At 48.5% G+C, this 23,678-nt stretch carries 26 protein-coding genes, 1 pseudogene and 1 riboswitch; of the genes and pseudogenes, 10 read left to right on the top strand and 17 right to left on the bottom strand.

Annotation, left to right across the window (positions count from 1 at the left end; all coding sequences use genetic code 11):
- Positions 1-226: 226 nt before the first annotated feature.
- The 5 genes from Q1B11_RS17010 (at position 227) to eutP (ending at position 2,117) form a co-directional block, all read left to right on the top strand.
- Positions 227-496 (top strand): EutN/CcmL family microcompartment protein, encoded by a 270-nt coding sequence (locus Q1B11_RS17010; RefSeq protein ID WP_067516487.1) that lies wholly within the window; start codon positions 227-229, stop codon positions 494-496.
- Positions 493-756, top strand: a complete 264-nt coding sequence (locus Q1B11_RS17015) for a hypothetical protein (RefSeq protein ID WP_067516485.1) — start codon at positions 493-495, stop codon at positions 754-756. Before Q1B11_RS17010 ends, Q1B11_RS17015 begins: the two co-directional genes overlap by 4 nt.
- A 28-nt stretch (positions 757-784) precedes the next feature.
- The gene (locus tag Q1B11_RS17020) at positions 785-1,255 is read left to right on the top strand and encodes a cupin domain-containing protein (protein WP_067516483.1); all 471 of its coding nucleotides are present in this window, start codon (positions 785-787) and stop codon (positions 1,253-1,255) included.
- Positions 1,256-1,320: 65 nt separating this feature from the next.
- Positions 1,321-1,692, top strand: a complete 372-nt coding sequence (locus tag Q1B11_RS17025) for a BMC domain-containing protein (protein ID WP_095210274.1) — start codon at positions 1,321-1,323, stop codon at positions 1,690-1,692.
- Positions 1,692-2,117, top strand: coding sequence for a EutP/PduV family microcompartment system protein (gene eutP / locus Q1B11_RS17030; RefSeq protein WP_299734621.1), 426 nt, complete (start codon positions 1,692-1,694; stop codon positions 2,115-2,117). Before Q1B11_RS17025 ends, eutP begins: the two co-directional genes overlap by 1 nt.
- A 49-nt stretch (positions 2,118-2,166) precedes the next feature.
- Here eutP and Q1B11_RS17035 read toward each other — a convergent pair whose 3' ends face one another.
- The 9 genes and pseudogenes from Q1B11_RS17035 to Q1B11_RS17075 all read right to left on the bottom strand — a co-directional run bounded on the left by Q1B11_RS17035 (position 2,167) and on the right by Q1B11_RS17075 (position 10,154).
- Positions 2,167-2,919 (bottom strand): hypothetical protein, encoded by a 753-nt coding sequence (locus Q1B11_RS17035; RefSeq protein ID WP_299734623.1) that lies wholly within the window; start codon positions 2,917-2,919, stop codon positions 2,167-2,169.
- An 11-nt stretch (positions 2,920-2,930) separates the two neighbouring features.
- Entirely contained in the window at positions 2,931-3,770 is an 840-nt protein-coding gene (gene eutJ / locus Q1B11_RS17040; RefSeq protein ID WP_299734625.1) for an ethanolamine utilization protein EutJ, read from the bottom strand.
- An 18-nt stretch (positions 3,771-3,788) separates the two neighbouring features.
- A complete protein-coding gene (locus Q1B11_RS17045; protein ID WP_299734627.1) occupies positions 3,789-4,496 on the bottom strand; it encodes a phosphate propanoyltransferase in 708 nt (235 codons plus the stop codon).
- Between the two features lie 109 nt (positions 4,497-4,605).
- Positions 4,606-4,893 carry a propanediol utilization microcompartment protein PduA gene (gene pduA / locus Q1B11_RS17050; RefSeq protein WP_067516473.1) on the bottom strand — a complete coding sequence of 96 codons (288 nt, stop codon included), beginning with the start codon at positions 4,891-4,893 and terminating at the stop codon, positions 4,606-4,608.
- A 71-nt stretch (positions 4,894-4,964) separates the two neighbouring features.
- A complete protein-coding gene (locus Q1B11_RS17055) occupies positions 4,965-6,431 on the bottom strand; it encodes an acetaldehyde dehydrogenase (acetylating) (protein WP_299734632.1) in 1,467 nt (488 codons plus the stop codon).
- Between the two features lie 307 nt (positions 6,432-6,738).
- Positions 6,739-7,005: pseudogene (locus tag Q1B11_RS17060) on the bottom strand (BMC domain-containing protein); the annotation flags it as partial.
- A 50-nt stretch (positions 7,006-7,055) separates the two neighbouring features.
- Entirely contained in the window at positions 7,056-7,709 is a 654-nt protein-coding gene (eutL, locus tag Q1B11_RS17065; protein ID WP_067516465.1) for an ethanolamine utilization microcompartment protein EutL, read from the bottom strand.
- 156 nt (positions 7,710-7,865) lie between these two features.
- Positions 7,866-8,777 (bottom strand): ethanolamine ammonia-lyase subunit EutC, encoded by a 912-nt coding sequence (gene eutC, locus Q1B11_RS17070; RefSeq protein WP_299734636.1) that lies wholly within the window; start codon positions 8,775-8,777, stop codon positions 7,866-7,868.
- A 12-nt stretch (positions 8,778-8,789) separates the two neighbouring features.
- Complete coding sequence (locus tag Q1B11_RS17075; protein WP_067516460.1) at positions 8,790-10,154, bottom strand: ethanolamine ammonia-lyase subunit EutB; 1,365 nt, start codon at positions 10,152-10,154, stop codon at positions 8,790-8,792.
- A 380-nt stretch (positions 10,155-10,534) separates the two neighbouring features.
- A riboswitch (cobalamin riboswitch) is annotated at positions 10,535-10,752 on the top strand.
- 329 nt (positions 10,753-11,081) lie between these two features.
- Between Q1B11_RS17075 and Q1B11_RS17080 the strand changes: the two genes are divergently transcribed.
- Positions 11,082-12,971, top strand: a complete 1,890-nt coding sequence (locus Q1B11_RS17080; protein ID WP_299734640.1) for a TonB-dependent receptor — start codon at positions 11,082-11,084, stop codon at positions 12,969-12,971.
- Between the two features lie 73 nt (positions 12,972-13,044).
- A complete protein-coding gene (cobU, locus tag Q1B11_RS17085; RefSeq protein WP_067583248.1) occupies positions 13,045-13,572 on the top strand; it encodes a bifunctional adenosylcobinamide kinase/adenosylcobinamide-phosphate guanylyltransferase in 528 nt (175 codons plus the stop codon).
- On the opposite strand, the gene Q1B11_RS17090 is transcribed toward cobU, so the two are convergent.
- The gene (locus Q1B11_RS17090) at positions 13,567-13,854 is read right to left on the bottom strand and encodes a cysteine-rich small domain-containing protein (RefSeq protein WP_299734645.1); all 288 of its coding nucleotides are present in this window, start codon (positions 13,852-13,854) and stop codon (positions 13,567-13,569) included. The two genes, cobU and Q1B11_RS17090, sit on opposite strands and share 6 nt — an antisense overlap.
- Before the next feature lie 39 nt (positions 13,855-13,893).
- Between Q1B11_RS17090 and Q1B11_RS17095 the strand changes: the two genes are divergently transcribed.
- From Q1B11_RS17095 to cobD, 3 genes are all read left to right on the top strand, one after another.
- A complete protein-coding gene (locus Q1B11_RS17095; RefSeq protein ID WP_299734647.1) occupies positions 13,894-14,928 on the top strand; it encodes a cobalamin-binding protein in 1,035 nt (344 codons plus the stop codon).
- A gap of 35 nt (positions 14,929-14,963) precedes the next feature.
- A complete protein-coding gene (gene cbiB / locus Q1B11_RS17100) occupies positions 14,964-15,938 on the top strand; it encodes an adenosylcobinamide-phosphate synthase CbiB (protein WP_299734649.1) in 975 nt (324 codons plus the stop codon).
- 138 nt (positions 15,939-16,076) lie between these two features.
- Positions 16,077-17,069 carry a threonine-phosphate decarboxylase CobD gene (gene cobD / locus Q1B11_RS17105; RefSeq protein WP_299734651.1) on the top strand — a complete coding sequence of 331 codons (993 nt, stop codon included), beginning with the start codon at positions 16,077-16,079 and terminating at the stop codon, positions 17,067-17,069.
- 21 nt (positions 17,070-17,090) lie between these two features.
- On the opposite strand, the gene Q1B11_RS17110 is transcribed toward cobD, so the two are convergent.
- The 7 genes from Q1B11_RS17110 to Q1B11_RS17140 form a co-directional block, all read right to left on the bottom strand.
- Entirely contained in the window at positions 17,091-17,795 is a 705-nt protein-coding gene (locus Q1B11_RS17110; protein WP_299734653.1) for a diphthine--ammonia ligase, read from the bottom strand.
- The gene (locus Q1B11_RS17115) at positions 17,792-19,312 is read right to left on the bottom strand and encodes a cobyric acid synthase (RefSeq protein WP_299734655.1); all 1,521 of its coding nucleotides are present in this window, start codon (positions 19,310-19,312) and stop codon (positions 17,792-17,794) included. The genes Q1B11_RS17110 and Q1B11_RS17115 overlap by 4 nt, the downstream gene beginning before the upstream one ends.
- Positions 19,309-20,403, bottom strand: a complete 1,095-nt coding sequence (locus Q1B11_RS17120) for a hypothetical protein (RefSeq protein ID WP_299734657.1) — start codon at positions 20,401-20,403, stop codon at positions 19,309-19,311. The genes Q1B11_RS17115 and Q1B11_RS17120 overlap by 4 nt, the downstream gene beginning before the upstream one ends.
- A 38-nt stretch (positions 20,404-20,441) precedes the next feature.
- Positions 20,442-21,260, bottom strand: a complete 819-nt coding sequence (gene cobS / locus Q1B11_RS17125; protein ID WP_299734659.1) for an adenosylcobinamide-GDP ribazoletransferase — start codon at positions 21,258-21,260, stop codon at positions 20,442-20,444.
- Positions 21,257-21,889, bottom strand: a complete 633-nt coding sequence (cobC, locus tag Q1B11_RS17130) for an alpha-ribazole phosphatase family protein (RefSeq protein WP_299734662.1) — start codon at positions 21,887-21,889, stop codon at positions 21,257-21,259. The genes cobS and cobC overlap by 4 nt, the downstream gene beginning before the upstream one ends.
- 238 nt (positions 21,890-22,127) lie before the next feature.
- A complete protein-coding gene (locus tag Q1B11_RS17135; protein ID WP_299734663.1) occupies positions 22,128-22,907 on the bottom strand; it encodes an SDR family oxidoreductase in 780 nt (259 codons plus the stop codon).
- A gap of 42 nt (positions 22,908-22,949) precedes the next feature.
- Positions 22,950-23,666: a histidine phosphatase family protein gene (locus tag Q1B11_RS17140; RefSeq protein WP_299734665.1), complete on the bottom strand. Its 717-nt coding sequence runs from the start codon at positions 23,664-23,666 to the stop codon at positions 22,950-22,952.
- Positions 23,667-23,678 lie beyond the last annotated feature (12 nt).

Below are 23,678 nucleotides of genomic sequence, written 5' to 3' on the forward strand. Positions count from 1 at the left end.
TCGTTGGGGATGGTTGCTTTTTAGCTGATTATTCGATTGTTGTTGAACTATTGTGCTTTGGGAACTCTAAAGTCGAGACCTCTGAAAAAAGCGCCTAAAAATTGATCCAGATTAATTTTTTGATGCTGGAAAAGATGACTTTCGTCAACTGTACTTCCACTGCCATGTATTAATGTTCCATTCTAGACAGTTTTATTGACCAAGCGATTTTCCGGGAGTATGGCAAGTGCTGATTGGTAAGGTAACAGGCAACATTTGGGCCACCCGAAAACAGGATGGTCTCAACGGATTCAAACTCATGGTCGTTGAACTGATCAACGCCAGTGAGCAGGAAACCGGTCAATCTCTGGTGGCTGTTGATACCGTTGGCGCAGGTATAGGCGACGTCGTACTGATTGCCCGTGGAGGTGCTGCACGCCGGGCGATCCTGCCATCCAAAGGGCCTGTTGATGAAGCCATTGTCGGCATTGTGGATAATATGGAAGTCAACCCATGAGTCGTCTGATCACCCGCAACAACCTCAGTGAATTTGTCACTGATGGCTGCCTGATTCTTGAAAAAGGCATGCTCCTGAGCCCCGGTGCCGACGATCTGGCAAAAATCCAGGGCATTCAGGTGATTCGCAGCAACCAGCTGGAATCCACAGCCCTCCTGAAAAAGCGCATTCATCAACTGCTGATCGATGTGTTCAATGTGACTAACACACAACACATTGAACGAGTTCAGCAGGCCGTTCTGAAACATCTCGTTAAATAGTTCACCTTTCATTTTTGTGAGTAAGCTAATGAACCAGATCACCCCTGAAGCACTGGAACAGATCATCCGTAAAGTGGTTGCAGAGCAGCTGCACAAACCGGCCGCTGAGTTTGAGAAACACGCAGATGCTTCCGGCGTTGCGGTTATCAAAGCACCTACCGTGAAGTGCAAACCGTTCGACACTGGCAATCCAAACGACAAAGTGTTTATTACTGATATTTTGGACCTCAATGAAAGCCCACGTCTTGGCTGCGGCATGATGGAAATCCATCAGACCACTTTTGACTGGACTCTGGAATACGACGAAGTGGATTACATCGTTGAAGGCACCCTGAAGATCATCATCGATGGCCGTGAAGTGGTCGGTCATGCCGGCGACGTTATGTTTATCCCTAAAGGATCGACCATCAAGTTCAGCGCCCCCGACTTTGCCCGCTTTATGTTTGTTGCCTACCCAGCAAACTGGGAAGAAATCGCCCGTCAGAAGCAACAGCAGTAATTATTTTTGGTGCAGCGCTCACAGCTGCACCAACTCCTCTGATTAAAAGACAAGAGCCGTAAAACATGAACGCCAGCATTTTGGGCAACCTTCTCGAAAAGAAAGAACGTATTATTCAAGAATACGTTCCGGGGAAGCAGGTCACTCTGGCCCACCTGATCGCTAACCCGCAGGAAGACCTCGTCATCAAACTCGGCCTGGATGCGGATGAAGTCAGCGCTATCGGCATTATGACCATCACGCCAAGCGAAGGCTCCATGATCGCTGCGGACGTTGCGACCAAAGCATCCGGTGTTGATATTGGATTTCTGGATCGCTTTTCCGGCTGTTTGATCCTGACCGGAGATGTTTCCAGTGTGGAAGCCGGTCTGAATGCAGCCATTGATATGCTCAGAGACACCCTGCAATTTGCTCCGACTCAAGTAACCCGTTCGTAATGAAAAAGATGATGTTGGTCGGCACAACGACCGCAGGAAAGACGACCCTGGTTCAGGCACTGATGGGCGAGGAACTGAAGTATAAAAAAACTCAGGCCATGACCTACAACAAACAGTTTCTTGATACGCCCGGTGAATTTATTGAAAACCGTCGTTTTTATTCTGCCCTGATGTCTTCCTCCGTTGATTATCATGCCATTGCCGTACTGCACGATTGCTCAAAGCGGCAAAATTTGATTCCACCGGGCTTTGCCACCATGTTCAATAAAGAAGTGATTGGCATCATGACCAAAGTTGACAGTGAAAAAGCGAACCGGGAATTTTCAAGAAAGATGCTGACGGCTGCGAAAGTCTCAAGAATATTCGAAATCAGTTCTTATACTGGCGAAGGAATGGATGAGTTGAAGGCTTGGCTGGAAAGCTGATTCATAGGATCAAAGATTATAAAAGCCTGAATCCGTTCAGGCTTTCAAATCAGACGGCAAGAACCAGATCTTTATTCATCCGAATAAAATCTTTTGCCAGTGGTGTGACCACGGCCTTTTCCATCAGTTTGATATGACGGTATCCCTGCTCATAACAGGCGCGAAGATCTTTCTCTCCAATCACCCGTTTATCCAGCATATGGATATCATGCATTTGTAGATCACTGCACACTGACTTAACGCCAGCAACGTTCTTTTCACGGGGTGCGCCCACCTGATAAACCACTTCATTCACGGCAGCCGATTCCGTTCTTGCAAACGTTTCAGCACCCGTCAATACAGAAGACAGTTGACCAAGGTTAACCACCTTCATGCCAAACGAGCACAGTGTGGTTTCTTTATCCTGAAAGACCTGATAAAAAGCAGGCGTTGCCGTTTCACGAAAACGACGATAGGCAATGCCTTCTTCCAGAATATGAACTGTCTTACCCAACAGCAGACTGTTCACAATCACACAGCCTTCATCGCCTCTTTCCAAACCTATTGCCAATGCCGACAACAGACTGTTTGGTAAGGTGGTCAGAAGTACATGGTCAAAAGCAGCAGGATCTGCTGATGGCTGTTCAGCGCTGTACGTCAGTTGGAAGCCAGCAAGCCGTTGCTCTAACTGCACTCGATCATCACAATCGCCAACCACCAGAACAGACGGCATTGGTTTACTGATTGCCTGAGAACTTTGAAGCGCCAGTAACTGCTCCATTACTCGCTTGGCAATTAATTCCACCAGAGCATCGGTGTTCATTTTGGACATCCTTAAGTCAAAGCTTCTAATGCACTGATAGCGATACCCAGCGGCGTCACCAAAAATGGGTTATCCGGTTTCCAGGTTGTCACTCCGGTTTGCTTTTCAACGATCTGCTCAAACTCAGGTAAGCAGGTAGTACCGCCTACCAAATAGATATCCTGAACGTCGAAACCCTGAATATGGTGGCGGACAATAGAGCCCATCTTTTCAATCACCGGACGAACAATGGCCACCACATCGCGATGATTGGCAGTGATCTTCTTTTGCTCTTCCGCTTCTTCAAAGCTGGTTTTGTAGTGTCCGGCCAGAACCAGAGACAGGTGCGTACCACCTGTGGCTTCATCTGCCGTGTAAATCACCTCCCCATCTTTAAAGATAGAAAGGCCAGTGGTGCCACCGCCGATATCCACAACCGCCCCGTTCTGAATACCCAGAACCCGGTTAGCCGCAGTCGGCTCATCCAGCATATTCACCACTTCCATGCCTGCGCCTTCTACCACATAGCGGTGCGTTTTGCAGACGGATTCCGGCGTGTTGGATGGCATGGCAATCGCCGCTTTTTCCAGGGAAACCTGAAGACGCTCTTCCAGTTTACCCTTCAACTGCCGGACAATGGTCAGTGCGCCGATGTAATCAACAACCAGCCCGTCCTTCAATACCTGGGCAAACTGCATCTCAGTGGCCACCGGCTCACCATCCTGATTCAGAACCACCAGAACAATATACGCCGTACCCAGATCGACACCGACAACGAGGTTATCCGAGTCGGTAACCTTGATCGTTTTTGTCAGGCTTGTTTCAACTTTCTGGATCAGCTGACTGACATGCTCAGGATTGAATTCAGACATCGTCGTTTTCTACCTTAATCAGCCAGTGATTTCGCCTTTAGCATCAGCCGGCAGGCCAACCGCATTGGCTTCATCAAAATCAATGTGCATCGCCAGAGCAAAACTGTCTTTCACCCGAACCAGTACACGGTGGAAAGTGACAGGGCGATCAGTTTCGATCCGCACGTCCACTTCCTGCTTATCCTGAACACCCAGTCGTTGAGCGTCCGCGCTGGTCATGTGAATGTGGTTGCGGGCAATAATCACGCCGGCTTCCAGTTTCACCATACCAGCGCCCGAATACAGGAATACACCCGGGCTGCCAGCAATATCGCCAGACTCTTTCAGCGGTGCATTCACACCCAGCTGACGGGAATCGGTACGGGAGATTTCTACCTGACTGTCCGGTCTTGCCGGGCCAAGCACTGCAACGTTTTCAAACGTGCCCTTCGGGCCAATCACCGTCACGCGCTCTTCACACAGGTATTGACCCGGCTGAGACAGTTCACGTTTAGGCGTCAGTTGATGTCCAGCACCAAACAAGGCTTCCACGTCTTTTTGACACAGATGCACATGGCGAGCGGACGTTTCAACAGGGATTTCTTTTTTGCCATTGTTGTTGTCACTGTTGTTGCCGTTTTCGTTGACGGCAACACTGTCTGAAGTGCTCAGAACCATGGCAGTGCATTCAACAATCACCTGATCAACAATGTGCTTCAGGAGTTGTTCGGTTTCGAGGGTATTCACAGCGGAGTCTCACAATCAGCACAGGCGAGATTGCCAGTGTTTGAACTCGCTCCTGCACACGACAGGAGCGGTATACATCCCCGCGTTAATCAATAACGCGGGAACGAAATTACTCAGCCTTAGCTTGTGGCAGAATAACTTCAACTTCACTGTGTGGACGTGGGATAACGTGTACAGAAACCAGTTCGCCAACACGCTCAGCAGCAGCTGCGCCAGCATCGGTAGCGGCTTTAACAGCGCCAACATCACCACGAACCATGATGGTTACCAGACCACTACCAATGTTCTCTTTACCAACCAGAGTCACGTTAGCAGCTTTAACCATCGCGTCAGCAGCTTCGATAGCACCAACCAGACCTTTAGTTTCAACCATGCCCAGAGCGTTAGAGATAGCCATTGTTTCTTACTCCAAATTGTCTCCGTGGAGACGTGTTTAATACATTAAATAAAAGCGTTACCTGAAAGCACTTACAGCGCTTTCAGTCGTTCAATCACCATGCGGGTGATTGCTTCAATATCCAGTTCAGTCGCAGAAGACTGGTTGGCAGCAGCTTGAGCCAAAGAAGGGGCCTGAGGCTCACGGATGCCATAAGCGACATAGCGCTTATTGAACAAATGCAGCGGTGTTACGTTGTCGGAAGTGGCGGAACCACCCACGCTGCCACAACCCAGAGTAAACGCCGGTGGCAGACCAGTAGTCGCACCAACCGCACCATGCGTGGAAGGCGTGTTCACTACCAGACGGGAAACCGGCTTCTTCAGAGCAAAATCACGAACCAGATCATCGTTCTGGGTGTGAATCGCCAGAGAGTGACCAGCACCTTCGTAATTCAGCAGCTCAAGACAAAGCTCACAGGCTTCGTGAGCATCTGTCGTACGATAGAAGCCCAGCAATGGAGACAGCTTCTCCCAGGAGAATGGATACCGCTTACCAACGCACTCACGACCCTGTTCTGCAACCAGAACACGGGTGTCTGCAGGAATTTCCAGTCCGCCCATACGAGCGATTTCAACCGCAGGCTTACCAACGATCTTGGCGTTCAGGCCGCCTTTTGGCCCCATGATGACGCGCTCGATCTTGGCGGTTTCCACTTCATTCAGGAAGTAGCAACCCTGAGCGATCATCTCTGCTTTAACCTGATCGGCAATCACATGTTCAGTCACCACGTGCTGCTCAGAAGCACAGACCGTTCCATTGTCGAAGGTCTTGCTCATCAGAACGTACGACACAGCCTTTTTAATATCAGCAGTGCGTTCAATAAATGCTGGCACGTTGCCTGGTCCAACACCCAGAGCAGGGTTGCCAGAACTGTAAGCAGCCTTCACCATGGCAGAACCGCCAGTGGCCAGAATGATGCCAGTGCCGCTGTTCTTCATCAGCTCGCTGGTGCCTTCCAGGGTCGGCTGACTCATGACATTGATCAGATCCGCTGGGGCGCCCAGGCTCTGCAGCGTTTCACGCAGAACACGTACCGTCTCGGAAATGCACTTCAGCGCAGAAGGATGCGGGCTGATGATGACGGCATTACCGGCTTTGATAGAAATTATCGACTTATAAATTGCTGTCGATGTTGGGTTAGTAGACGGCACCAGACCGGCAACTACACCGTAAGGTACAGCCACTTCCTGAATTTTCTTGACAGGATCTTCGGAAATAAAACCGATGGTTCTCATGGAACGAATCGATTCAGCCAGATGCTTACTGGCAATCAGGTTCTTGGTAATTTTGTCCTGAACCTTACCAAAACCCGTCTCTTCTACGGCCATTTCTGCCAGACGAGTCGCATTGGCTTCACCGGTGCGAGCCATGGCTTCTACCAGTGCATCCACCTGTGCCTGACTGTAATCAGCCAGCACTTTCTGGGCAGCAGACGCCCGGCGGATTAAATTTCTTACTTCCTGAATGGAAGAAAGGTCTTTATCAAGAAGTTCCAATTTACTTCACCCTCTGGTGATATTCGATCATGGCCTGAATCAACGTGGCTTTGTTGGCAAACTTGATTTCCTGCTTGCTCAACGAAAAGCCCGGCAGTTGTCGTGCCATATTTCTCAATTTCACTGTCTTATGTGCCTTCAGCTCATCTGCGGTCATGACACCTTCTAGTGTTTCCACTGGTGCTTCCACAGACAAAGCGTTGCTGTCAGCAGCATCCTTAACGGCGAGTGTCGTCTCTTCCGCAACGTCAGGCTGGGTTTCCACAACCGGTGCCGCTTCTTCAACCACTTGCTCAACGTGACAACCCAGCAGCACATCCAGTTCAGCAACAGGTCGTGCAATCACATGGGAAGAAATCACCTTGCCTACACGATCAGCTGCCATAGTGCCGGCTTCCACAGCCGCCTTAACAGCGCCCACGTCACCGCGGACAATGACGGTGACAAGACCGCCACCGACGTTTTGTTTAGCGACCAGGCTGACATTGGCGGTTTTCACACAGACATCTGCCGCTTCCACCGCCGCGAGGTAGCCAAACGTTTCAATAAAACCCGCCGCCTCTTGTGTTCTCATTGTCAGCCTCTCCATTCTTTACTCAGTAAGAGCAAATCTTTAAATACCAATCAAAAATGCTTTGGGTTATCCGCAACAAACTTCACCGCATCGGCAAAAGCGTCACATGCCGCTTTACAGGCAGACTGGCTACCGGTCAGCAAGGCACCGCCAAAGTTGGTCTCTGATGGAGGCTCAAACAGTTGACACAGTTTCACGTCCGCCGCTTTCATTGCTGCGTCCAGTGCGTACATGGCTTCCAGTGGTGGAGCAATCAGGTACGCCAGGGCTTCGCCTTCTTCAATTTCAGCCATGCCGGACAGGAAAGAACCGGTACGGGAGATGCACTGAGCGAAGTAAGCAATACTGTCGTCTTCGTTCGCACTGTAGAAAGAGAATTCGTTTTCGATGTAATCGATAGCCACGTTCAAGCCGCTGCGAACTTCCGCAGGGCTTGGGCCAGCGATCATACCGATCACTTCACCAGCCAGTTTGCTGTTGGCATTGGCTGCGCCGCCGTAGAAGCTCTTGCCCATAACCACAGAGACTTCAGCGTTTTTGCACGCTTCGTCCAGGGCACAGAAAGTCACGTCATCGGCATCAGCAGTCAGGATACCCAGACTCTTCCAGCCTTTTGGCATACCCAGCTTTTCCGCCATTTTGGCGTCAACATTGGGGATCATTTTCACGGCCAGTACGCTGGCACCCAGGCGATCACCTTTCATTGTTCTACTCCTTTCAACCCTTCGTCTTTGAAGATGCAGGGGTGTTGACTGCGCTCACTCACCTCAGTCACTTGGTTAACCCAAGCTCCTAAGGCTTCGTTCACTTGTCGCCTACCTGCATCTCCAAATACTTTGGGTTATATCTATATCCAAAGATCAGAAACGGAAACCAACACCGCTGCACTTCTGCTCAAACATCTTCTTAACGATGTTGGAGATGTGCGCACCGGCTTCAGCAGCAGGTGTTCCGCGACGATGGATATTAGAAACCACGGTACGACCCGCTTCCGGCATACCCACCTTGCCTTCATAAGTGATGTAGGCACCCATGGACTCACCAGTAGCCAGTCCTGGACGTTCACCCACCAGCATCACAGTGACTTTGCTGCTGGTCAGTTCAGTCAGGTGGTCCATAGCGCCCACACGACCAAACTTGATGAATACGGTGTCGCCTACACTCAGGCCGTAACCTTCCAGACCCTGTTTCAGAGCTGGCAGGATGTTCTTCAGGTTGGCGGTAATCGCACTGGAAGACAGGCCATCAGCAATCACGATCTGAACGTCCGCACCTTTGCGGCATTCAGATTGAATTTTTGCGGCACCTTCTTCATTGATAGTACGACCCAGGTCAGGACGAGTGACGTACATATCTTTGTCTTCACACTTGGAAGACACGGCAATCAGGCCAGCTTCAGCAACCAGCGCTTCATCCACTTCGTTGAATACGGAGTCGATTGCAACAGCATGGTCTGCACGGAAACGCAGCATCGTTTCAGTCTTGTAACGAGGACCGGCACGACCAATACCCAGACGCGCTGGCGTCTTGGCCTTGAGCTTCATGTACTCAGCCTTGTTCTCCGCATTTTCAATAGCGAAGAAGTCAGACATTTCGATAGCCGTAATGTCGTACAGTTCGCTGTCGTCTATTTGCGCGGCGCTATTCGCCGAAGCGCTTTCAACCTTACCAGCAACCGCCTGAGCAACCTGTTCAGCCTTACCGGCGTCAGACAGATCGATTTCCTTCAGGACTTTGCCAATCAGGTCTTTCAAATCATTTTCAGAAATCATGGTGAGCCCTCATTACTTCAGGAAAATAGAAGCATCGCCTGCCTTGGCAGTCAGACGACCATTTTCCATAATGCCCATACGCTCACACCAGGCTTCGAATTCCGGGATTGGGCGCTTGTTAAACAGCTCACGCATGGTGGCTACATCGTGATAACCGCTGGTCTGATACATCAGCATGATGTCGTCACCGGCAGGAATACCCATGAAATAGGTACAGCCAGCTGCTGTCAGCAGTGTCATCAGAGCTTCGTTATCGTTCTGATCGGTCTTCATATGGTTGGTGTAGCAAACGTCCACGCCCATTGGCAGGCCGTGCATCTTACCCATGAAGTGATCTTCCAGACCGGCACGGATTACCTGCTTACCGTCGTACAGATATTCAGGACCGATAAAGCCAACAACAGTGTTCACCAGGAACGGGTTGTAACGGCGGGCAAAGCCGTAGCAACGGGCTTCCATGGTCACCTGGTCGGCACCGTGGTGTGCATCGGAAGACAGTTCAGAACCCTGACCGGTTTCGAAGTACATCACGTTAGGACCAGTACAGGTGCCCTGCTTGAGCATCATGTCCTGGGCTTCTGCCAGATTGCCAGCGGTGAAACCAAACGCTTCGTTACCCTTCTGGGAACCAGCGATGGACTGGAAAATCATATCTGCTGGTGCACCGCGTTCTACGGCTTCCATCTGAGACAGCACGTGAGCCAGCACGCAGTTCTGGGTTGGGATTTCAAACTTCTGCTTGATCTCCTCGAACTGATGCAGACAGCGATAAATACTGTCTGTGGTGTCGTCTACCGGGTTCAGACCAATGACCGCGTCACCCATACCGTAGGAAAGACCTTCCAGGGTAGAGATGCGGATACCATCCACGTTATCGGTGGTGTGGTTAGGCTGCAGACGAGCTGCCAGCGTACCCGGTTGACCGATGGTGGTGTTACACGTCGCCAGCACAACAATTTTGCTGGCCGCGTAGATCAGGTCACCGTTGGTCATGATCTTGGCAACCGCCGCGATCATTTCAGACGTCAAGCCACGGCTGATACGACGAATCTCGGAACTCTGGGCTTCATAAGACAACAGCCACTCACGCAGCTCGCCTACCGTCCAGTTCTTGATTTCGCTGTAAATGCGCTCGTTAACATCGTCCTGAATAATTCGGGTAACTTCGTCTTCCTCGTAAGGAACGACCGGGTTATTCCGAAGATCAGACAACAGCATGCGGGAAAGAACATCTTTCGCCGCGACCATCTCTGTAATTGATTCGGCGGCAATGCCCGCCAGTACGTCGCCAGAACGCTTTTCGTTGGCCTTGGCGAGCACTTCTTTAATGCTGGAGAAGGTATAAACCTTTCCGAACAGTTTCGTTTTAAGAAGCATGAGGAGCCTGCGCCTCGCTCGAATGAAAAAATGTATGAATTTGCGCGGCTAGACTAACCAAATGAGCACGACATCGGTTTGATATGTGTCAGAGAGCACCATTTAATAAAAATTGACGCAGATCAAAAAAAACAAACCATGATTATCAAATTCATGCAGAGATTGACCAGAAATGATCAAAATCAATTATGTGGAGCGGATTCTGATGGAAAACCCACAAAAAATTATGACCCTGATCAAACTATTGACCTTTTTAAAAAAATGAAAAATCGTATTCGAATTGAGTTACTACCGGACAAAATCAGGAATTGCACAAACGAATGTATAACTACCTAAATCGAATCGGAAAAACACACTGTTTATTAGCTTCTTTTTCATTAAAACTTTTGTTAACTGAAGGTAAACAGACCGTAAGATACAATACGACTGTTGATGAATAGATCATTTGGGAATTGGGTTTAAAACCCTGCTGTACCCGCAACTGTGATGGACGAGTTCTGATCAAAAGCCACTGGCAATACTGACATAGTATTCTGGGAAGGCGATCAGCAATAAAGACTCCAGAGCCAGGATACCTGCCTTAGTTAAGCAACCTATAAGTAGTTAACCAAATGAAATCATAATTTCTGACTGAATGGACAGTCACTCTGCTGCGTTACAACTCCAGTCACATAGCTACCACCCACAGGGCGTAAAAGCTATGCTCCCTGCGTTGTGCCTTGCATAGTAACCATCCATTCAGCCAGAAATATTCGTTTTCAAATGGTCAACTACTTAGAAACAACCTCTGTTGTTTTAACCGGGCGGGTTACCTGGCGGTTGAGAGAATCTTCTGATTTCCTCTCTAAAGACATTTGTCTTACAACATGATCACTCATCGTTGTAGCTACCCACCCAGTTTCTAATTCGATTTTTTCGAGAGAACTGATGAAATACTTTTCTTTTTCTCCTGTGCTGACTTCTCTGGCACTGGTGATTTGCAGCACAACGGCTCTGGCTAAAGAACCAAAAGCTTACACAATGGATCGAGTGGTGGTTTCTGCAACCCGAACCGCACAGTCTGTTGATGAAACACTGGCGCCGGTTTCTGTGATTACCCGCGAAGATATTGAGCGTAGTCAGGCTTCTTCTGTGCCGGAGTTGTTGCGGACTGTTCCTGGGGTTCAGTTAACTTCCAATGGTGGACGTGGCGCTTCAGTATCAATGATGATTCGAGGCGCCAGTAGTGAGCAAACTCTAGTTCTAATTGATGGGCAAAGAATCAATGGGGCTACGAATGGTACTCCAGAATTGCAATACCTAGACCCAAGTCAAATTGACCGTATTGAAATTGTTCGCGGGCCAGCTAGCAGTCTATATGGTGCCGATGCCATTGGTGGTGTTGTAAATATTTTCACCAGAAAAGGAGAAGGTAAACCACATATTTCCGTCCGAACCGCTATTGGAACTGATAACACTAAAGAACTTGGCTTCAACGCTGGCGGAAAGTCTGGAAACACTCGATTCAATATCGGAGTTAGTACTTCTGAAACTGATGGCTATAACTTCACGAATGATGATTATTCTAGTGCCAGCCACCCTGCCAGCAAGGACGATGACGGTTATCGCAACACAGCATTTTCAAGCAATGTTTCACACCAGTTTTCTAATGGCGTTGAAGTCGGCATTAGTCTTTCTCATGTTGAGGGAAGACAGGAATATGATGGAACATACGACGCATATAACAAATTCGAGAATAGTACCATTAATGTATTTGCACAGAAGGACATCAATGATATTTGGTTCAGCCGAATAGACGCGGGCTATGTTCGAAACAACAGCAATCATTTAGGAGATGACACTCCTTCAGAGATCGAAACAAAACGCACTTCTTTACTTTGGCAAAATGATATTAGCTGGCAGAACAATCAACTTTTAACGACCGGCGTAGATTATTATCATGATACAGTGGGTGGATCAGGCGAATTCATCGATCCACACACTGGAAAGCACGTAGATTCTCGCTACAACTCTGCCTTATTTGTACAAAACCAATCACAGTTTGAAAACAGTGACCTGCAAATAGCACTACGCCAAGATGAGAATGAAGCCTACGGCTCTAATACAACAGGCAACATCGCTTATGGATATTACTTATTCAGTGATATCAGGTTAGTAAGTTCCTACGCGATTGCATTCAGGGCACCAACCTTTAACAATCTTTACTACCCAAAGAACGACTATGGCTACCACGGCAATCCTGATCTAAAACCAGAACACTCTCAAAATTACGAGTTAGCGCTGAAAGGAAATCAGTCTATTGGTAGATGGGAGATCGCTATTTTCCAAAACAGCATCGAAGATATGATAGCGACAGGAGATGATCCAAAAAACCCAAAGCAGACAATGCCCGTAAATGTTGACAAAGCTCGTATACGAGGCTTGGAAGCCAGCATCAATAGCGTTGTAATGGAATGGAATATTAACTCAACATTAACTCTATTAGACCCACGAAATCGAAAAACTGACACATATCTTGCCCGCCGAGCAAAACAAAACATTACTCTGAGTGCTGACCGTCAATTTGGAAGTTGGTCTACTGGAGCTACTGTTTATGCTCAGGGAAGGAGTTACAACAAGGATTCCAAGGGGATTAACTCTGAACCCTTGTCAGGTTTTGCAACCATCGATTTTCGCTTAGCAAAACAACTTAACAAAGAGTTCAAATCTCAACTGATATTATCGAACCTGTTGGACAAAGAATATTCAACAACAAAAGGCTACAATGCCCCACCACGCGCAGGTATTGTCAGCCTGACCTGGACTCCTGAGTTCTAATACATACCTACTAAAAACCAACACTGTGTGGCAACCAAACCACACGGTGTACCCTAACTTTTGGAATACCCCCGTGATAGAGCTAATTCTTGGTGGTGCCCGCTCCGGCAAAAGCAAGCTTGCAGAAAAGAAAGCGGCTGAATCCGGTCTTGAGGTTATCTATATCGCCACAGCCACCGTACACGACGGTGAAATGGCTGATCGTGTAGAGCACCATCGGGCACAACGCCCTGATCATTGGGCTGTTATCGAAGAACCGCTATTGCTGGCAAAAACCCTGAAAGAACAGGCAAACGACAACCGATGCTTATTGGTGGATTGCCTGACATTATGGATGACTAATTTGCTCTGCCATGAAAACCCTGATGTATTTCATGAACAACGAGCAGAGCTTCTGTCATGCCTTAAAGCGCTGAAAGGCCAGGTGATTTTCGTATCCAACGAAGTGGGCATGGGTATTGTCCCCATGGGTGAACTGACTCGTAAGTTCTGCGATGAAACCGGCCGACTGCATCAGAATCTGGCTGAGCAAGCTGATCGTGTTGTGCTCACCGTCGCCGGTTTACCCCACGTATTGAAAGATGAAACAGCCGCTTTATGATTCCACCGCAACAAACTGAAGCCGGACTGCCTCATTCCGCTCTTTCAGTTTTTGCATGATGCGGTCATAGCCTTTAGGGGCATGGGGAATCGTACAATCTGTGCAAATTTTAATGCCGGATTTGAAGGTATTCTTACCTCCACAGTCGTCCATTAGATAGAGCGGGCAAAAGCACATCAGGCAATTAAAGTGTTCCGGTTTTGGGGCTTTATGACACGGGAAATATTCACATTCCGTATTTCTGAAAAACCGGGAACCATTGTTAACAGGATCGCTTTTCATAGGATCGCTTTCAGCTGGAGTGGCATGATGGAAAAATGCATGGAAACAAGAACAGCCAATGTATCAGTTTTACCGGTACGCTCCAATGAATCCCACCTGAGAGATACCGTACTGAAAACCGTACAAACATCCATAAATCGACTGGTCCGATTCAGCTTATTGTGCCTGACGATCAGTGCCTTTTCCGCTAGCGCCCTGGCATCTATTCAGATCACCGATGACAGCGGCAAAGAAATCACACTGCCCAATATTGCGCAGAAAATCATCAGCCTTGCACCGCACATTACCGAGCTGCTTTATGAAAGCGGTGCCGGCGACCAGGTGATTGGTGTCGTCAAATACAGCGATTACCCTGAAGCCGCAAAAACCAAAACCAATGTGGGCAGTTACAACAACATCAATATTGAAAAGATTATTGCATTGCAGCCCGATCTGATAGTTGCCTACAGCGGTGGCAACCCACCCATGCAGCTGAAACAACTGGAAGACTTGGGTATTCCTGTTTATCACTCCAACCCTGAGACCATTCCTGACATTATTCAGAACATCCGCAATCTTGGAAGGATGACGGGTCATAGCAAGGCCGCAAATCAACATGCCGACCAATTACAGCAACATTACCAAACACTGTCGGAAACCTATGCTCACCTTGAACCTGTGAGCATCTTTATTCAGATATGGCACGAGCCACTGTTAACCGTCGACAATGGTCATATTATTGGTGAAGTGGTCGAGCTTTGCGGTGGTAAAAATGTGTTCCCCAGCATGGTGTCCCGCTTTGCTAATGTCTCTCTGGAGTCGGTCATCGCTCAGAACCCACAATCCATTATGCTTCGTGGTGGTCACGGAACTGCAAAGCCTGTGGATGTTTCTGCCGCTGGCTGGTCTTCCCTTCAGGCAAGCCAGAATCAACAAATTATTACCATTGATGAAGACCTGCTTTATCGCGCCTCTGGTCGCCTGATTGCAGGCACCGAAGATCTGTGCAAGAAACTGGACAACGTTCGACATTTTTATGCCGCTAACAAAGTGGATGAATTCTTTGCCTCAAAACCAACTCCACTAACCCCTTGAGCCCGCCCCTTGATAGCCCCCTTGAGAGTAACCTCGTGATAGAACTGGCATTGTCTTCCGCTGTTCAGCTGACATTGGCATTATTGATGGATCACTGGCTGGGAGAACCCAACCACTGGCATCCACTGTCCGCTTTTGGTCGTATGGCTCGATGGATAGAAAGAGCAGTTTATCCTGATCAACCAGAGCGCTCTCTATCATCATTTTTGTGTGGTTTACTGGCACTGGCTCTGACGGTGATACCAACGACTATTGCAGTTTATTTTCTCATTCAGATACCGGGTTTCGGCTGGATACTGGAAGTCGTTCTACTGTATCTGGTCATTGGTCGATTCAGTTTGATTCAGCACGCGGGCTATGTTTCCAGTGCCTTAAAGAGTGATGACCTGACCGAAGCAAGAATAAAAGTAGGCTGGATCGTGAGCCGCCACACCGACCAACTGACACCAGCGGAAATTATCCGCGCCACCATTGAATCCGTCTTGGAGAATGGGAACGACGCTGTCTTCGGTGCCATATTCTGGTTTCTTGTGGCAGGCGCTCCGGGTGCCGTGTTGTATCGCATGGCCAACACGCTGGATGCCATGTGGGGCTACAAAAACACCAAATACCTTTACTTTGGTCGCGCAGCTGCCCGACTTGATGATCTTCTCAACCTGATTCCGGGTCAATTATGCGCCCTTACCTACGCCCTGTTTGGTCATACCCGACAAGCCATTCGATGCTGGAGCTCTCAGGCTCCTGCCTATAAAAGCTTTAATGGCGGCTCTGTGATGGCTTCCGGCGCTGCCAGCCTGGGAATAACCCTTGGCGGCAAGGCAACCTACCATGGCCAGGAGGTTTCCGGCGTTCAGCTGGGCTGTGGACAAGAACCCGAGTTAAACGACATTAATCGTTCCACAGCACTGGTCACCAAAGGCACCATACTCTGGGCACTTATTACCCTGCTCTCTACTGCCTGCTATTATACCAATTCTGCTTTTAAATTATGGGCTGCGCAGCCATTTTGACCGACTGGATCTGCGTTGAAGTTCCTCGCCATAGCTACGGCTATGACTCGTCTCTTCGCCTTGCCCAATCGCCCAAAATAACTTGCTCACTCCATAATTTAAAAGCGACATTGGTATTACATCTAACGGACATAGTTTATGTTAAATCACGGAGGAAAACTCAGGGCTGCATCGGTGCGGTATCAGATACCACTGTCAGACTGGGTCGATTTATCCACAGGGGTTAACCCACAGTGCTACCCGATACCAGAGATTCCATTAGTCAGCTGGAATCGTTTGCCTGAAGACGACGATGGATTAATTGAAGCCGCCGCTAGCTATTATGGCTGCAACTCAATTTTACCCGTTGCGGGATCTCAAGCCGCCATACAAAGTCTGCCAGTTATTCGCCGTCAGTTATTTCCAGACAGCAACACCATTGCCATTCCAGCCATTGGTTATCGAGAACACTTCCACGCCTGGAGTCAGCAAGGCTATGAAATACTGACTTATGAGGATGAACCCACGGAAGCGCAGTTGCATCAGGCAGATGTTGTATTAATCATCAATCCTAACAATCCAACGGGTCATTTGATTGATCCGAAAAAACTATTGAGCTGGCACGATCAGCTGTCTAAACGACAGGCATGGCTGGTTATCGATGAAGCCTTTATGGACTGCTCTCCAGAACACAGCCTGACCGATAAGGTACCTTGTTCAGGGCTGATACTATTAAGGTCTATTGGAAAGTTTTTTGGCCTTGCGGGAATACGTTTAGGCTTTGTACTCGCTGAAAAGAGCGTGTTGACGTGTCTGCAGGAGCATCTTGGCCCATGGACAATAAACGGTCCAAGTCGTTTTATTGCCCAACAAGCTCTGAAAGATGATATCTGGCAACAACAGAATATGACCCGCTTGAAGACATCCGGTAACCGGCTATTGAAATTACTACAGGAACATTTTTCTAAGGTTTATGGAACACCCATGTTTGCTACCGTTTTCACAGATCGTGCATGTGTTTTACATGAATCACTCTGCAAGAAAGGTATCTTCACCAGACTTTTAGATGATGAAAGCGGTATTCGATTTGGTCTTCCCAGAAACACTGACGACTGGCATCGTCTGGCTTCTGGATTACAACGTACCTGTTAAAGTCTGTGGTTATCAGCCAGTCTACTCACTGAGGGTAATCTGAATCATTGAGTGCCCCCAGTTGTCCTGTCGGATAGCACCAGTTTTCACCTTTAGCGGAGTTGCAAAGCAGGAACCATCCACCACCAAACTGTGAAATTCCCCATCTTCTGCGGTCGGGCAAATACCCAGCGCTTGAATTTCATCCGCCAACTCTGGGGTCATAATCTGACCAAGGTACTTCGTGTCCATTTTGTCGTGCTTCACACTGACAATCATGCTTTTGAAGCCCGCTGATAGAACATCATCCAGCAACTGTCGTCGAGTGTAATGCCACAGCGGAAATCGGGGAATAGTATTGGCTTCGTCCGTGACTCGATCCAGCCACACTTTGTGCGCGTCAAGATCAATATCCCCAAACACGACACTGGTAATTCCAAATTTCTCCTGTGCTTCACCGATCACATCTTTCATGTGCTGTTCGTAGTGCCCTCGGGGTACCGAACGAAACAGAACAGTCACACCCAACGCATTAGCCTGTGCCTCAATAATCTCACGGTGCAAACCATGGGAGCCGGTATGTGTGCCGTCTTCATCCAACATGGTGTAAAGCGCAGCGGGATGACCACCTTGCTGCTGTGCCAACCAGAAAGCGTAGCAGGCATCTTTACCACCACTCCAGGAGGTAATAAACGCTTCGCCAGTTTCGGGAAAGGTTGCGTTATCGGATAATGGCTGACTACTCATTGGGCAACACACTCCGGTCCAAACATGATTGAGATGATCTGATCCATATCCAACGACGCCTCAAGAGCACTGGCAATCCGCTCAATGCCCTCTTCTCGAACGGCATCATAATCTGGCACTTCGACGTTTTTTAAACCAGCCCATTCTAGGATGGCACGGCAAGCTTCGGAATGATCAAAAATACCATGAAGGTAACTGCCAAATATCTGTCCATCGTCTGACATCACACCATCATCGTGGGAATCCAGCTGGATTAACGGCTTTTCAAGGGCAGGACCTACGGTGGTGCCCGCATGAATTTCATAACCGGTGACGTTGGCTTTCGCCTGCCCGGGCAACTGCATCACACCTTTAACCCGTCGCAGCTGTTTTTCTTTTTCAATGGTCGTTTCCAGATCCAGCAAACCAAACCCATTGCTGGAACCTGGCTCACCTTCAATGCCATCCGGATCATGCACAAACTGTCCCAGCATCTGGTAGCCACCACAAATACCCATGACTTTGCCACCAAAGCGGATATGTCTGAACAGATCTTCATCCCAGCCATTCTCGCGCATAAATGCCAGATCGGAGCGGGTGCTTTTGCTACCGGGAAGAATGATTAAGTCAGCAGGCGGAAGTCGTTTACCTTTGTAGACAAAGGTAATATCCACCGCCGGATTCAAACGCAGCGCATCAAAATCCGTGTGGTTGCTCATACGACTGAAGACGGGCACTACAACTTTTAGTGTATTGCCTGATAATGAGTTGCCTGATTCGGTATTCAGCTGCTGAACGGCCACCGCATCTTCTGCTTCCAGATGAAGGCCATGCAGGTAAGGAATCACGCCCAGAACGGGTTTGCCGGTTTTCTCTTCCAGCCAGTCAAGGCCGGATTCCAGCAATTTAATATCCCCCCGGAAGCGGTTGATAATAAAACCTTTCACCCGCGCCTGTTCAGACTCAGACAATAGCGCCAGTGTTCCATAAAGATGGGCAAATACACCACCACGGTCAATATCCGCCACAATCACCACAGGGCAATCCGCTTCTTCCGCAAAGCCCATGTTGGCAATATCCCGATCCCGCAGATTAATTTCTGCCGGACTACCCGCACCTTCGACCACGACAGCTTCATAAGCACTTAACAGACGTTGATAAGATGCCTGAACTGCTGCCATCACTTTGGGTTTGTAATCGTGATAGGTTCTGGCATCCATATCCGTCAACGCTTTACCATTCACAATAACCTGGGCACCAATATCGGTATTGGGTTTAAGCAACACCGGGTTCATATCCGAATGAGGCTCAAGACCACAGGCCTGTGCCTGAACGGCTTGCGCACGACCAATCTCGCCATTATCCACAGTGACTGCACTGTTAAGGGCCATATTTTGCGGCTTGAATGGTGCGACTTCTATTCCACGATTCCGCAATGCACGACAGAGGCCTGCACAGATAACACTTTTACCGGCATCCGATGTCGTACCCTGAACCATAATGGCTCTTGGCCCAGCGGACGATTTGTAATCACTCATAAAGCTTTATTTCCAGAAACGTCAAAAAGTGAGAAATGCTCGTCAACAAACTCATCGATGACGGCAATAATCTGTTCAGAAGAAAAACCGAGATATTCTGCAAGATAAAGACAGCCACCAAGGCCACAGCCCTCGACCACCAACCCCTGTTCATAGAGTTCGACACAAGGGTGACGGGACGCTGAAAAATTAACGACAGGTGTCCTTATCTCAATATTGTCTTTGATAAACGTCAGCAGTAATTGGCCCTGACCGGTATCGGTATACACCCAGCGGGTAGTGACCTGTTGAAAACGTTGTCGATATTGAGCGAGTCGCAGCGGGTTTTGATGACAGTGCATTAACCATGGGGCAACAAACATCAACCCACCCGCTAACCAGACAGGGTTTGCATGATCCTGCGTCATCAAACCCTGGAGCAATCCACTCACTGTTTTTTGAAAGCTGTCATGCCAGCCAGACTGGCATAGCAGTGATTCTGTTGAAGGCGTTATGCCACTGCCCAATACTTCACGGCGCCGTTGATTAATAACCTGACGTTTATACTCCAATTTATGGGAGGCTTTGGTGCTGCCAGATACGGGTACCTCTTCGCCCATCAGTAAACTGAACCACAATGATGAAAATAACGTACTGCCCACGCCACACTCACCAATCAGACTGATGTTATTGCCATTAGCTTCCTGCTGCAGATTGTGGAGCATAACGTCATTAACAAGAGCCTCAATCTCATCGCAATCACAGTGCCACTGCTGAACACTGTCCAGCTGATGTAACGATGGCGGCAAGTCTGGTGTCACCGGCAGGTCGATATTGTAGACCCGCATATGTACTTCATAACCATTGCGACACAACAGCTGTAAAAGACTGTGGACTAATAGCGCAGGCGTGATTGCATTATTGGTCAGCAAGGGTTGGGGGATAATACCCGGCAGTGGCGTAATATCCCTGCCAGTCACAATCATTTCGGTGTTGTTGGCTGGGGTATATCCCATCAAACCCAAACCGGCACCCGCATCACTCAAATTATGAAGCTCGGGCAAATCAGCGACAGCATTGATCATGCTGAAGTATATGGCAGGTTTATTCATCACGATTTACAACAAAGTCTAAGAACGCAATCAGATTGTTAAACTAACAAAGCGGAAGTGACCAACAACACCATTTCCGTTACTTCAATAACACCGCCGGCCACATCACCGGTAAAGCCACCCAGCCTCTCGATGCTCTGACGACGAAGCCACCACCAGACAACAGCGGTTATCAATGCAGGAAAGATGAGAAAGAAACCGGATATTAGTACAGCTGCAGTCAGGCCAGTAAACAGAAAAATCCAGCATTCCGACTTTTTGGAGTAATCACTGAAAGCCTGACCCAGACCTTTAGGCCTTACATAGTCGGTTGTCATAAACAAAGCCATACCGGCACATCGACTGAGTATGGGGATCGACAGCAAAACCCACCAGGAAGACGACAAAACCAGTCCAACGACGGCAACCATCTTTAACAACAACAAAACCACCAATACTAAAACAGCCATGGGGCCGCAGGTGGGGTCTTTCATGATTTCAAGAGTACGCTCTTTATTACCCAGCCCACCAACCCAGGCATCCGCACAATCACCGACACCATCTAAATGAAGGCCGCCCGTGATCAGCGTCATTATGGCAAACACCAGCGCGCCAATCAGCCCAAGATGAATCATGGAGACAGCACCATGCCAGTATAAAAGTGCACTGTGCAGCATCAGACCAAAGCATACAGAGGTTATGCCAACCGCCAACCCCACAAGAGGAAAATACAGCAGCGCTCGCCCCATATCTTCATCATAAATGTCCTTCAGGTGCCAAGTTGGCAAGCGGGTAAAAAATCCCATAGCCAGCGCAATCGCCTTACCATGGGATAACCAGACACCCGCTGTTTTCTGGTTGTTTGTATCCATATTCATTGTGAACACTGACCATTAAGAAACATAAGGCGGGGCCACTGACCGCCCTGCTCATCGTGATAAACTTCGATACGGGAAATACTGCCGTAGGGAATGTGCAATCTGGACATCGCCAGATTCTGACTGGGATCCATGCCAAGAATAATAGACAGTAATTGCCTTATAACACCGGAGTGACTGATAAGAAGAATGTGTTCACCCGCACGATCCAGCAATAAACTTTTCCAGGCTTGAGAAACTCGCTGATGAAAGGACGACATAGTTTCACCCTCTGGCGGGGTAAACTGCCATGGATCTCTCCAGAAATCAGACAATAATTCGGGGCTGTGCTTATGAATCCAGTCATAGGGCTTACCATCCCATTGACCGAAGAACATTTCCTGCCAGCCCGTATCGATTTTCAAAGGCAGGGAATGCTGCACTGCATAAGTTTCAGCAAATAACCGACAACGCTTCAATGGAGACGTGATTATAGTGTCATATTTTACGGAACCTTCAGTCGACTGCTTCAGCTGCTGCCAACCATTATCTGACAGACTTACATCATAGTGCCCGTTAAGACAGCCATCGTTCTCCGGCTCACCATGGCGTAATAAATCGACCACTGTAGTCTTTGCTGATTCAAACACTGAATACCCTGAGAACTCTAATTTGAAACCTATTGTTTCTCTGAATAGGCATTTCAAGTCAATAAGGGAAATTGCATCAGCCATTTGCGATAGCTGGCTTTTTTGGGCATCTGAAGTCGATGGCAGACGACAATAAGTACCTACAGACTGGCGAGATGTCGGCAATTCTTACAGAATTACCGACCTACTGCGTTTTGCGACATTTCCGGCAACCATTTCAGATTGCCACCTCTTCTGATCAAACCGTCAAATACCCACCATCCACATTAATACAGGCACCCGTCGTGTAACTGGACGCATCGGACACCAGATACAAAATAGTGCCTGCCATCTCATCCGGATCGGCACTGCGATTCATGGGAATATGGGTCAGCGCCTGCTTCATAATGGCTGGATTGCCTGTCAGGGCAGACGCAAATTTCGTTTCTGTAAGCCCTGGTAACAAGGCATTCACCCGAATACTCAGGCCAGCGCACTCTTTGGCAAAGGCTTTGGTCATGGAGATCACAGCCGCTTTGGTTACGGAATAAATACCCTGCATATGCCCGGGAGTCACGCCATTGACGGAAGCAACATTAACAATATTGCCACCGCCTTGCTCACGCATGATTTTTCCCGCTTCGGCAGACATAAAGAAGTAACCACGAATATTTACGTCGACGGTCTTTTGAAACGCCGCTAGATCCGTATCCAGAATATGACCGAAGTAAGGGTTAGCTGCCGCGTTGTTGACCAGAATATCCAGCCGACCATGTTTGCTTTTGATCGCATCAAACAGTGCAGTGATCTGCTCCATCTCGCCTATGTGGCAAGGGATCGCTTCTGCCAAACCGCCACTGTCACGAATGGAACTGCAGACGGCTTCACAACCATCCAGCTTACGACTGGAAACAATAACGTGGGCGCCACGATCAGCCAGTAATCGGGCAATGGATTCGCCTATGCCTCGGCTGGCACCCGTAACCAGAGCGATTTTTCCGGTCAGATCAAACAGGTCTTTTGTATTTTTATCAGACATTGTCGTTCTCTTTATTGTTATTCTTTCGATTTATTCTTTCGATTAAATTCGGGTCAACAACTGCTTTTCACCTTTTGCTTCAAGGTGTGAGTAATTATTAAAGCTGTGCAGGCTCAACTTGTCGTTACGGGCAGACAGAACCGTAATGGATGCATTATGCACCTGCCGATTAATTCGGAATAGCTCACTGCTCGGACAATTCAACAGTTGCAGCACAATGGCAGAGATCACCCCGCCAGAGCTCACCAACAGAGCGGAATCATTGTCTTCCAATTTATTGGCTGTTTCCCGCACCGTTGCCAGCGTGCGGCTTTTAAAGTGATCCCAGGACTCCTGATACTCATCGTCGTACTCACCAGAAGTCCAGCGATCCAGAGCCGAGCGATACAGATTAAAAAAAGTATGCGACGGGTTTTCCATACGACTGATCGCTCTATCCAGACTTGCCCGGTCGGAATACTCTGAACTTGCCGTCAGAATCAGATCATCTGTGCTCAGTTCATTCAAATCAGGAAGAACAAGGCTCTCAGTTCTGGCTGGATTACCTTCAGAAACACCCATGCCAGCAACAATACCCGACAATGTCTGTTTCTGGCGCAACAACGTGCCACAGCCCAACACTGAGAAATCCTTTCTAAGTGAGCCTGACAGCCATTCACCCGTTAACCTTGCCTGACGTTCACCCACTGAAGAAAGACAGTCATAGTCGTGTTGACCAAAAGACGCCTGCCCATGTCGGATCAAATAAATGTTGGCCATAGTATTGTCTTT

It is taken from the genome of uncultured Endozoicomonas sp. (genome assembly GCF_947495845.1).
Taxonomy (GTDB): Bacteria; Pseudomonadota; Gammaproteobacteria; order Pseudomonadales; family Endozoicomonadaceae; genus Endozoicomonas.